General features: G+C 74.1%; 7 protein-coding genes. 2 read left to right on the forward strand and 5 right to left on the reverse strand.

What is annotated here, in order from left to right; translation table 11 throughout:
- Window positions 1-145: 145 nt before the first annotated feature.
- From AB0J36_RS24195 to AB0J36_RS24210, 4 genes are all read right to left on the reverse strand, one after another.
- On the reverse strand, window positions 146-3,568 hold the full coding sequence (locus AB0J36_RS24195) for an ATP-dependent DNA helicase (RefSeq protein ID WP_357392367.1): 3,423 nt from the start codon (window positions 3,566-3,568) through the stop codon (window positions 146-148).
- On the reverse strand, window positions 3,565-7,047 hold the full coding sequence (locus AB0J36_RS24200) for an ATP-dependent DNA helicase (RefSeq protein WP_357175371.1): 3,483 nt from the start codon (window positions 7,045-7,047) through the stop codon (window positions 3,565-3,567). Before AB0J36_RS24200 ends, AB0J36_RS24195 begins: the two co-directional genes overlap by 4 nt.
- Before the next feature lie 126 nt (window positions 7,048-7,173).
- Window positions 7,174-7,719, reverse strand: a complete 546-nt coding sequence (locus AB0J36_RS24205) for a TIGR00730 family Rossman fold protein (protein WP_357175374.1) — start codon at window positions 7,717-7,719, stop codon at window positions 7,174-7,176.
- Window positions 7,719-8,582, reverse strand: a complete 864-nt coding sequence (locus AB0J36_RS24210) for a TIGR00730 family Rossman fold protein (protein ID WP_357126017.1) — start codon at window positions 8,580-8,582, stop codon at window positions 7,719-7,721. The genes AB0J36_RS24205 and AB0J36_RS24210 overlap by 1 nt, the downstream gene beginning before the upstream one ends.
- Before the next feature lie 154 nt (window positions 8,583-8,736).
- Between AB0J36_RS24210 and AB0J36_RS24215 the strand changes: the two genes are divergently transcribed.
- Window positions 8,737-8,916 carry a hypothetical protein gene (locus AB0J36_RS24215; RefSeq protein ID WP_357126020.1) on the forward strand — a complete coding sequence of 60 codons (180 nt, stop codon included), beginning with the start codon at window positions 8,737-8,739 and terminating at the stop codon, window positions 8,914-8,916.
- 62 nt (window positions 8,917-8,978) lie between these two features.
- On the opposite strand, the gene dapE is transcribed toward AB0J36_RS24215, so the two are convergent.
- Entirely contained in the window at window positions 8,979-10,052 is a 1,074-nt protein-coding gene (gene dapE / locus AB0J36_RS24220; RefSeq protein ID WP_357126023.1) for a succinyl-diaminopimelate desuccinylase, read from the reverse strand.
- A gap of 78 nt (window positions 10,053-10,130) precedes the next feature.
- Between dapE and dapD the strand changes: the two genes are divergently transcribed.
- Window positions 10,131-11,090: a 2,3,4,5-tetrahydropyridine-2,6-dicarboxylate N-succinyltransferase gene (gene dapD / locus AB0J36_RS24225; protein WP_355050590.1), complete on the forward strand. Its 960-nt coding sequence runs from the start codon at window positions 10,131-10,133 to the stop codon at window positions 11,088-11,090.
- Window positions 11,091-11,198 lie beyond the last annotated feature (108 nt).

Below are 11,198 nucleotides of genomic sequence, written 5' to 3' on the forward strand. Positions count from 1 at the left end.
TCGCCTGTCGCTTCTGGTCGCCCCGCCCGGAGAACTCCGGACACAACAAAGAGCGCCTGGGGCCACAATCCCGCCAGGCGCACACAGAGTCTCTGGTAACCAAAACTGCAACCCGGTCAACCTACCACGGATTTCCCCGTCGTGGTCAAACTTGGCCGGAATCCACGGGCAAGTGAGCGATCATGGCGGTGAGCCCGGTCACGTCCAGCAAGTCGGTCGGACGGACGGTCGCCCCGTCCCGCACATAGTGGAACGCCGCGCCCACCCGCTCGACGTCGACACCGGCCAGCTCGGCCCAGGCCAGCCGGTACACGGCCAACTGGACCGCCGCCACATCCGCCGCCGGGCCGGTGGGCCGCGCGCCGGTCTTCCAGTCGACCACGTCGAACCGCCCGCCCGGGCGGGCAAAGACCGCGTCCATCCGCCCCCGGACCACCACACCCGCGATCACCGTGGCGAACGGCACCTCCACCTCGACCGGCACCCGGTCAGCCCACTCGCTGGCCAGGAAGCGCTCCTGAAGCTCGACCAGGGCCTCATCCGGGGCGGCGTCCGCATCCGCCGCGCCGGGCAGCTCGTCCACGTCGAGCAACCGGTCGGCGCCGAAACGCTGCTCCAGCCACGCGTGGAAGGCGGTGCCCCGGCGGGCGTACGGACTCGGTTCGGTGGGCACCGGGCGGCGCAGCGTACGGGCCAGCGCCGCCGGGTCACGCCGCAACGCCACCAACTGGGTGACGCTGAGCTGCCCCGGCAGGGCCACCTCGACCGCGCCGGAGAGCCGGGTCAGCTCGGCCCGCTCGGCCAGCAGCAGGTCCGCCTCCTGCCGCCAGCGCGCCACCTCCGGGTCTGCTGTCTCGGCCGTCTCGGCGTTCGACCCGGTCGACGGCAGCGCACCGGCGAGCGCCGGCCCGACCGGCCCCGGCAGCGCCGACGCCGGACCGTCGGTCATCAGCCGGCGGACCAGTCCGGCCGCCTCGGCCAACGCCGGCCGGCGGCCACCCAGCGGGTCGGCCGGCCACTCCGCGCGGAGCACCACCTCGGCCGTCGGGTTCGTGGCGTCCGGGGTGGGCTCCGGCGTCCACGTGTCGACCAGGTGCCCGGTGCCGCCGTCCAGGCAGGCGTCGTACACCTCGCGCAGGAAGATCGACGGACCTCGCGGTCGCTTCGTGCCCTCGCCCCACCAGTACCCGGAGCACAGCAGCAGCCGGCGCGGCCGGGTGACCGCGACGTACGTCAGCCGGCGCTCCTCCCGCTCGTCGTGGGCCCGCCACGCGTCGGTGAAGTCGGCCACCGCCCGGGCCACGGCACGCTGGTCGGCCGCCTCGTCGAGCGCCAGCTCGGGCAGCCCGTCGGCGTCGCCACGCAGCGGGAACGGCAGCACGCCCAGGCCGCCCAGCCAGTGGTCGGAGTTGCGGACCGGACCGGGCCACGAGCCACGGCACAGACCGGCCACCGCCACCACGTCCCACTCCAGGCCCTTGGCGGCGTGTGCGGTGACCACCTGCACCGCGCCCTCCACGACCTCGACCTCGCCCGGGGCGAGGCCGCGCTCCTCGTCCTCGGCGGCGGCCAGGTAGGACAGGAAGCCGGAGAGCGTCGCGCCGGGCGTCTCACCGCTGAAGCGGGCCGCCACGTCGGCCAGGGCGTCCAGATGGCCCCGCGCCAGGCCGGCGTCGCCCGCGCCGTCGCGGCCGGCCCGCACCGCGACCTCCACGTCCAGGCCGATGGTCCGCTCGATGTCCGCGATCAGATCCGGCAGCGCCTGGTCCAGGCGGTAACGCAGCAACGCCAGCTCGGTGCCGTACGCCCGCAGCCGCGCGAACCCCTCCGCCGAGTACGCCTGCGCCGGCCCGAGATCGGCCAACGCCTCCACCAGGGTCGCCTCGTCCAGCAGGTCGGGGCTGATGTCCGAGTCCTCGTCGGCGGCCACCTGCCGGCGGGCGTTCGCGATGCCCCGCGCCCGTCGGTGCAGCGCCACCAGGTCCCGCGGCCCGATCCGCCACCGGGCGCCGGTGAGCAACCGCAGCAGGGCGGCACCGTCGGTCGGGTCGGCCAGCACCCGCAGCGTGCACACCACGTCCCGGACCTCGGGAGTGTCCAGCAGGCCACCCAGCCCGACCACCTCGACCGGGAGGCCACGCTCGCGCAACGCCGACTCGATCGCCGGGATCTGGCTGCGGACGCGGACCAGCACGGCCGTCGTCGGACGCTGCGCCACCGGGATGTGCTCCGGTGCCGCACCGGGCATCCGGGCGGCGCCACGCCACGCGGCGAGCACACTGTCGGCGATCCACGCGGCCTCGTCGGCATACGTGTGCAGCAGCGCGCAGTGCACCGTGCCACCGGCCGCCCCACCGGGGCTGCGGTGCGGAATCGGGTCCCGGACGGTCAGCGCGGAACGCAGCTCCGGAACCCGCGCGCCGGCCGCACGCAACGGCGTGGACAGCGCGTTCGCCACCCGCAGGATCTCCGGGCGGTTGCGCCAACTGGTGGTCAGCCCCAACGCCCGCGCCGGCTCGCCGTCGGACCGCGCGAACTCGGCCGGAAACCGGTCGAGGGTGCCGGCGCTGGCTCCCCGCCAGCCGTAGATGGACTGGCACGGATCGCCCACCGCGGTCACCGGGTGACCGCCACCGAACAGCGCGTTGAGCAGCACCACCTGCGCGTGGCTGGTGTCCTGGTACTCGTCGAGCAGCACCACCCGGAAGCGGTCCCGCTCGATCTCGCCGACCGCCGGGTGATCCCGCGCCACCCGGGCCGCCCGGGCGAGCTGGTCGGCGAAGTCCATCGCCTCGAAGTCCAGCTTGCGCCGGGCGTACGCCCGCACCAGCGGCAGCAGGCGCAGCCGGGTCTGTTGCAGGGTGAGCGCCTTGCGTACGTCGGCGTAGACCCGGCCCGGTCGCGACTGCACCTCGGCGAAGAACCGGCCGGTCCAGGCGGCCAGCTCGTCCGGGGCGACCAGGTGCTCGTCCAACTCCCCGGCGAGCGCCAGCACCGCGTCGGTGATGGTGCTCGGCATCCGGTCCACCTCGGACATGTCGCCGTCGTAGTTGCGCACCAGCAGGTCGACCAACTGCCAGCGGGACGCCTCGGTGAGCAGCCGGGTCGACGGCTCGTAGCCGGCCCGCAGACCGTGCTCGGTGACGATCCGCCCGGCGTACGAGTGGTACGTGGAGACGGTGGGCTCACCGGCGAGCGGATCGTCGAGCGGGTCGCGCTCCTGCCGGCCGACCCGCCGGATCAGTTGGTCGAGCCGGGTACGGACCCGGTGCGCCAGCTCACCGGCCGCCTTGCGGGTGAAGGTCAGTCCCAGGATCTGCTCCGGGCGCACGTACGAGTTGGCCACCAGCCAGACCACCCGCGCGGCCATCGTCTCGGTCTTGCCGGACCCGGCGCCCGCGACCACCAGCAGCGGCTCCACCGGGGCGGCGATGATCGCGGCCTGTTCCCGGGTGGGCGCCGGCAGCCGCAGCAACTTGGCCAGCTCCACCGGCGTGTACCGGGGGCCGGAGTCCGCGAGCCGGGGCGTCGGCGCGGGACCCGCGCCGAACAGGGTGGGCTGGCTCATGAATTCTCCGGGGGACGGACGGTCGGCGGCTCGACCACCTGCCGTCCCTGCCCGGAGACCGGACAGCTGGTCCGCACCGGGCAGACCCGGCACTTCGAGTTGGCCACCGCGGCGAACGTGGCGGCTGCCATCGTATCGGCGGTCCGCCGGACCAGCGCCGTCGCCCAGCCGGCCGCCGGTCCCTCCCCCGCGGCGGGCTGGTTCTGCTCCCGGGCGTCCTTGGCGGAGGTGCCGAGCTGCACCAGCGCCGCGCCACCGGACTCGTCGCCGAACTCGGCGAACGCCCCCGCCTCCACCGCAGCCTGGTACGCGCCGAGCTGCGGGTGCTCGGCCAGTTCGCTGCCGGTGACCGCGGTCGACTTGCCGGTCTTGAGGTCGATCACCACCAGCCGGCCGGCCTCGTCGACCTCCAGCCGGTCGACCCGCCCGGTCAGGTCGACCGGGCGCTGCGGATCGTCCAGCCGGACCGCGAACTCGTGTTCGATGGCGAGCAGCCGACGCGGATTGGTGGCCAGCCAACGCAGCAGCTTGTCGACCATCGCCTCGGCGCGCTCCCGCTCGGGGCCGGCCATCCACCGCGCGGCCAGCTCGATCGCGTCGAACCGGGCGGCCACGTAGTCGAGCAGGGCGCCCCGGTCGGCGCTCGCGTCCTCGGCGAGCATCGCGGCGGCGTGCACCAGGTTGCCGACGCCCTGCGCGGTGCTGGTCGGGCCGCTGCCGCCGTGCCGTTCGAGCAGCCAGCGCAGGCTGCACCGCAGCGCGCTCTCCATCGCCGAGGGCGTGACCCGCACCGGGTCCCCGTCGTCGACCAACGGCCGGTCGTCGGAGAGCGCCCGCAGCCCCCACCAGTCGTCGGGGTGCGCGCCGGGCACTCCGGCGGCGGCGAGCCGCGCCAACTCGGTCGCCGCGGCGCGCCGCCGGGCCGCCGACGCGGCCGGGTCGATGACGGCGGTACGCAGCTCGGCGACCAGCGCCGGCAGGGTGAGCGCCCGTGGCGGCCGGGTGACCGGCAGCGCACCGGGCTGGTCCGGCTCGTCGTCTTCGTCGCTCACGGCAGCGCCGTCGCCGGCCGGGCCGGTTCGCGGGCCGGGCGGGCTCGGCGGCACGGTCGGCGGGTCGGGCGGGCCCGGCCTGTCCGGTGGCGCGCTCGGCGGACTCGGCGGTGCGATCGGGCCCAGCTCGTGCAGGAACCGGCTGGGCTGCTCCTCGTGGTCGTCGCCACCGACCGCCGCCGACGCCACCGCGCTGACCAGCAGGCGGTGTCGGGCCCGGCTGATGGCGACGTGGAACAGCCGGCGCTCCTCGTCGAGCAGCGCCGAGGTCTGACCCACGACGTTGGCGGCGCGGGCGCCGCCGACGGACCGGCCGGCCAGGACGTCGACCAGCCGTTCCGACCCGAGCAGGCTGCCACGCAGGCGCAGGTCCGGCCAGATGCCCTCCTGCACGCCGGCGATCGCCACCAGGTCCCACTCCAGGCCCTTCGCGGCGTGCGCGGTGAGCAGTCGTACCGCCGCGCCCCGGTCGGCGGTCGGCGCGATGGTGTCCGCCGGCAGGTCCTGGGCGAGCACGTGGTCGAGGAAGACCTCGGTGCGCGCGCCCGGTAGCCGGTCGGTGAAGCGGGCCGCCGCGTCGAAGAGCACGAGCACGGCGTCCAGGTCGCGGTCGGCCGCCTCGGCCCGCCGACGCCGGGCCAGGTCGCCCTCGCCGGCCACCGGCCGCCCCTGGGCGATCGCGCCGGCCCAGCGTTCGGCCAGGCCGCTGGCGTCCCACACCTCCCAGAGGACGGTCTCGGCGGTGGCGCCCGGTTGGGCGGCGGCGTCCCGGGCGGTGGCGAGCAGCCCGGCCACCGCCTGGGCCGGCTCCGCCCACCGCCGGTCGATGGTGGCCAGCTCCGTCGGGTCACGCAACGCCTCGACGATCAGCTCGCCGGACGGGCGGCGGTCACCCCCGGCCAACGCCAGGGCACGCAGCCCCTGCCGCAGCCGTCGTTCGGCCAGCGGGTCAGCGCCGCCCAGCGGCGAGTGCAGCAGCGCGACCGCGGCCTCCTCGTCGAGCCGGTCCGGTTCGAGGGCGCACCGCAGCAGCAGCAACAGCGGCGCCACCGCGGGTTGCAGGTGCAGCGGAAGGTCCTCGCCGTGCACCACGGTCGGGACGCCGGCGGCGTGCAGCGCCCGTCGCAGGGTCGGCAGTTGCAGCGCGGTGGACCGCACCAGCACCGCCATCCGCGACCACGGCACGCCGTCCAGCAGGTGGGCCGAGCGCAGCATGTGGGCCAGCCAGGCGGCCTCGCTGGTCGCCGACCGGAAGGTGTGCACCTCGACCACGCCGGCCGGGGCGTCCGGCAGCGGACGCAGCCGGCGGTGCGCCGTCGGACCACGGAGACGGCGGCCCAGCCGGGCCACCGCGTCGAGCAGAACCGGCCCGGCCCGGTACGACGTGCTCAGCAGCACCTGCGCGGCCGGCGCTCCGGAGGCAGTCCGGAAACGGTGCCGGAAGGTGGACACTCCGGCCGGGTCGGCGCCCCGGAAGGCGTACGTGGAGGAGTCGGGGTCGGCGAAGGCCACGAGCGGCTTGCCACCGCCGGCGATGACCGAGAGCAGTTCGAGTTGGGCGGGATCGGTGTCGGCCAGCTCGTCGACGTACACGTGGGCGAGGCGGTGACGCTCGGCGGCCAGCAACTCCTCGTCGTCGCGCAGCAGACCGGTGGCGGCCCGGACCAGTTCGGCGGGGTCGTACGCGATCGAACCCCGGTTGCTGACGTCGCGCAGCGCGAGCACCTCGACGTACTCCCGCAGGAAGCGCGCGGCGGCCGGCCAGTCGGCGCGGCCGAGCTTCTCGCCCAGCCGGGCCAGGTCGCCCGGACCCACACCGCGTTCGGCGGCGCGCATGAGCAGGTCACGCAGTTGACCGGCGAAGGCCCGGGTGCGCAGTGCCGGCCGCAGGTCGGTGGGCCAGCCGACCGGGTCGTCCTCGGGCGCCTCGCCCACCACGTCGAGCAGCTCACGGATGATCAGATCCTGCTCGGGGCCGGTCAGCAGGCGGGGTGACGGCTCGCCGCGCTCGGCGGCGGCGCGACGCAGCAGCCCGAAGGCGTACGCCGGGAAGGTACGCACCAGCGGCTCCCGCAGCACCCGGTAGCCGTCCTGCGCGACCCGGGCCTCGATGCGCTGGCGCAGTGCGGTGGCGCCGCGGCGGCCGAAGGTCAGCACGAGGATCCGTTCGGGGTCGACGCCCTCGGCGATCCGGGCGGCGACCGCCTCGACGAGGGTGCTGGTCTTGCCGGTGCCGGGGCCACCGACGACAAGCATCGGCCCGTCGGTGTGCCCGACGATCTCGGCCTGGACGGGATCGGCGTGCCAGCGCGGGCCCGCCGACCGGGTCGGGTCGGCCGCGACGGCGAGGACGCCACCGTCACCCGGCGCGTCCCCGTCCCCCAGCGCCGGCCCCCCGGGCCGCCGCACCAACCGGTACGACTGCATCACCAAATCCCATCACCCCCCTACGACAGCAACCCCATCCCACGCCGCCACGCCGATCGTGAAGGTGAAGGCACGACACGCCGACGGCCCTGCCGCCACCCTCACGACCGACGAGGTGGCCCGGAGTCAGGGTAGGTGGGACTCCAGCGCCTTCAGGGCCTCGGGGACCGTGGTGACCACGGTCAGCAGGTCGAGGCCGGCCGGTTTGAGGAAGTGCTGGTCGGTGATGGTGTGCAGCCAGTCCAGCAGGGGGCGGTAGAAGCCGTCCGCGTCGATCAGCACCATCGGCTTGGCGTGCAGCGCCAGGGTGGCGGTGGTCCAGACCTCGAACAGCTCGTCCAGCGTGCCGAGGCCGCCGGGCAGGGCGAGGAACGCGTCCGACCTGTCGATCATCAGGGTCTTGCGATCGGCCATCGAGTCGGTGACCAGCAGTTCGTCCGAGGCCAGGTCGGCGACCTCCAGGTCGACGAGCGCCTGCGGGATGACACCCACCGTGCGTCCACCGGCGGACCGGGCGCCGTCGACCACCGCGCCCATCATGCCGACGCAGCCACCGCCGCTGACCAGGGTGTGCCCGCGCCGGGCCAGCTCCGCACCGGTCTCGGTGGCGAGGTCGAGCCAGCGTTGGTCGAGGGTACGGGAGGAGGCGCAGAAGACACAGACGGCCGCCATCAGTTCTCCCGGGGCCGGTCGGCGGCCTGCTCGGCGGCGGCCTGCTGGTCGGCGCCGGTACGCGCCACGGCCTCGTCGCGGACCGCGTCCTGCTCGACCGAGAGCGCCGCCTCGGCCTCGACGATGTGGCGGACGGCGGCGTTGACGTCGTCGGTGAGGCAGATCAGGTCCAGGTCCACCGGGCCGATCTTGCCGCTGGCGGCCATCGTGTCGCGCAGCCAGTCGAGCAGCCCCTGCCAGTAGGCCACCCCCATCAGCACGACCGGGAACCGGGTGACCTTGCCGGTCTGCACCAGGGTCAGCGCCTCGAAGAGCTCGTCCATGGTGCCGAACCCACCGGGCAGCACCACGAACGCCTGGGCGTACTTGACGAACATGGTCTTGCGGGCGAAGAAGTAGCGGAAGTCGATGGCCAGGTCGACCCAGTCGTTGATGCCCTGCTCGAACGGAAGCTCGATGCCGAGCCCGACGGAGAGCCCGCCGGCCTCGGTGGCGCCCCGGTTGGCGGCCTCCATCACGCCCGGCCCGCCGCCGGTGATCACCGCGTAGCCCGCGCGGGCCAGCGCGCCGCCCACCTCCTCGGCCAGCCGGCACTCGGCGGTGTCCGGACCGCTGCGCGCCGAGCCGAACACGCTGACGGCCGGCGGCAGGTCGGCGAGGGTGTCGAAGCCCTCGACGAACTCGGAGAGGATCCGCAGCGCCCGCCAGGCGTCCCTGGTCTTCCAGTCCTCGCGCCCGCGCGAGTCCAGCAGCCGCTGGTCGGCGGTGCTGCTCGGGATCGCCCCCCGGCGCAGCGTGACGGCGCCCCGGTGCCGCTCCCGCCCCGGGCTGCGGCCGGCCTCCCGCCCGTTGTTCTGGCTCATGCAGCAACCGTAGTGGAGCCGCACACCTCGGGGGCGCGGGCTACCGACGCCGGGAAATAGTTCGCGATCAAGGGCAACTATTTGGCTTCCCCGTACGTCTTACTATTCACATACCGGGTATGCCCCGGCGCGCGCCTTCGGGGGAGGAGACAGCGTGATCAGCAACAGCGAGATGATCCGGATCCGTCGACAGATGCAGCGACGGATCCACGATGTGGTGGCCGAGCGCCGCCGCACCCGCGATCTCGACCCCGCCCTGTCGCCCGCCGCCGCCACCACCACGGGATCCGGAGCCGATCAAGAGGTTCGCGCCGCCGACAACGGGCCAGGCTGACGCGAACCTCTTGATCGCCGGAAACGGGGCCGACCGGCCCGACCTGAGCGATTCCGACCGGGTCAGGCCGGCGCGAGCCAGCGGTGCAGCGTCGCCGCGCCGTCCCGGATCTTGCTGATCTCGACGTGCTCGTCCGGGTGGTGGGCGAGGTTCGGATCGCCCGGGCCGAAGTTCAGCGCGGGAATCCCCATGGCCGCGAACCGGGCCACGTCCGTCCAACCCAGCTTGCCGATCGGGGCGGCGCCGACCGCCGCCAGGAACTCCTTCGCCGGGGCGGCGCTGAGCCCGGGCGGGGCGCCCGCGATCGAGTCGGTGACCCGCACCTCGAAACCGGCGAACACCTCACGCAGGTGTGCCTCCGCCTCGGCCGGGGTCCGGTCGGGGGCGAAGCGGTAGTTGACCTCGACCTCGCACAGGTCCGGGATGACGTTGCCGGCCACCCCACCGTTGATGCGTACCGCGTTCATGCCCTCGCGGTAGTCGCAGCCGTCGATGGTGACCCGTCGTGCCTCGTACGTCTGGAGGCGGCGCAGCACCTCCCCAGCGCCGTGGATGGCGTTGACCCCGTGCCAGGAGCGCGCCGAGTGGGCGCGTACGCCGGTGGTGGTGACCACTGAGCGCATGGTGCCCTGGCAGCCCGCCTCGACGATGCCGTACGTCGGCTCCAGCAGCACCGCGAAGTCCGCCTCCAGCCACTCCGGGAACGCCTGGGCGACCAGGTTCAACCCGTTGTAGCGGGACTCGATCTCCTCGGCCTCGTAGAAGAAGTACGTCACGTCGTAGCGCGGCTCGGGCAGCGTCACCGCCAGGTGCAGCGCGTAGGCGGTGCCGGACTTCATGTCGGAGGTTCCGCAGCCGTACATCAGGTCGCCGCGCATGGTCGACGGGAAGTTGTTGTTCAGCGGCACCGTGTCGAGGTGCCCGGCCAGCACGACGCGCTGCGAGCGGCCCAGGTCGGTACGGGCCATCACCGTGTTGCCGTGCCGGTGCGTGGACAGGTGCGGTACGCCCCGCAGCACCTCCTCCACGCAGTCGGCGATCGCCTTCTCGTTGAGGGACACGGACTCTATGTCGACCAGTACGCGGGTCAGCTGCACCGGATCGGCGAGGACCTCGGGGGTCAGCGGGTTCTCCATGGTTCGCACGGTACCTTCAGGTCTGTCAGCGCGAGGAGCGAGCCGAGGCCGGCGTGGCCGCGACCGAGAGGGTTAACAGTGACGTCCGCAGATTCCGCGTGGGGCATCGGCCTGGCCACCGTCACCGCCGACGGGCAGGTGCTCGACACCTGGTACCCGACCGGCAAGCTGGGCCTGGGTGAGCTGCCGCTGATCGCCGGCGAGGACAAGTCGGACGTGCTGGACCTGCCGCCGGGTGCGTTGGGCGACCGGCCGCTGCCCGGTCTGCGTACCGTGCAGGTGGTCACCGTGATCGGCTCGCTGGACGACCCCATCAAGGACGCGTCCGACGCGTACCTCCGGTTGCACCTGCTCTCCCACCGCCTGGTGCGGCCCAACCAGCTCAACCTCGACGGCGTCTTCGGCAAGCTGGCGAACGTGGCCTGGACGTCCGCCGGGCCGTGCCCCCCGGAGCGGGTGGACGAGCTGCGGGTGATCGAGCGGGCCGCGGGCCGCCACCTGTCGGTGTACGGGGTGGACAAGTTCCCCCGGATGACCGACTACGTGGTGCCCTCGGGTGTGCGGATCGCCGACGCCGACCGGGTGCGCCTCGGCGCCCACCTGGCCGCCGGCACGACGGTGATGCACGAGGGCTTCGTCAACTTCAACGCCGGCACGGTGGGCACCTCGATGGTGGAGGGGCGGATCGTGCAGGGGGTGCTGGTCGGCGACGGCTCCGACATCGGCGGTGGCGCCTCGATCATGGGCACCCTCTCCGGCGGCGGCACCGAGAAGGTGAGCATCGGCGAGCGGAGTCTGATCGGCGCGAACGCGGGCGTGGGTATCTCCCTCGGCGACGACTGCGTGGTCGAGGCCGGCTGCTACATCACCGCCGCCTCCAAGATCACGCTGCCGGACGGCCGGGTGGTCAAGGGCCGGGAGCTGTCCGGCGTCGACGGCCTGCTGTTCTGGCGCAACTCGGTGACGGGCGCGCTGGAGGCCCGCCCGCGCACCGGCCGCGGCATCGAGTTGAACGCCGCCCTGCACGCCAACGACTGACGTACCCGCCGGGGGGGGGGGGCGGCGCCGCGGCCCCCCCCGGGGGGGGCCGCCGGCCCACCCCGACGCCGGCGTGATACCCGGAGTCAAACGAGTTAAAGCGGGCGC

Source organism: Micromonospora sp. NPDC049662, assembly GCF_040675055.1.
Lineage (GTDB): Bacteria > Actinomycetota > Actinomycetes > Mycobacteriales > Micromonosporaceae > Micromonospora.

What these genes read in the sequence shown, in the direction of transcription:
- AB0J36_RS24195 (WP_357392367.1), bottom strand. Translation starts at nt 3,568, where the DNA reads ATGAGCCAGCCCACCCTGTTCGGCGCGGGTCCCGCGCCGACGCCCCGG.
- AB0J36_RS24200 (WP_357175371.1), bottom strand. Translation starts at nt 7,047, where the DNA reads ATGCAGTCGTACCGGTTGGTGCGGCGGCCCGGGGGGCCGGCGCTGGGG.
- AB0J36_RS24205 (WP_357175374.1), bottom strand. Translation starts at nt 7,719, where the DNA reads ATGGCGGCCGTCTGTGTCTTCTGCGCCTCCTCCCGTACCCTCGACCAA.
- AB0J36_RS24210 (WP_357126017.1), bottom strand. Translation starts at nt 8,582, where the DNA reads ATGAGCCAGAACAACGGGCGGGAGGCCGGCCGCAGCCCGGGGCGGGAG.
- dapE (WP_357126023.1), bottom strand. Translation starts at nt 10,052, where the DNA reads ATGGAGAACCCGCTGACCCCCGAGGTCCTCGCCGATCCGGTGCAGCTG.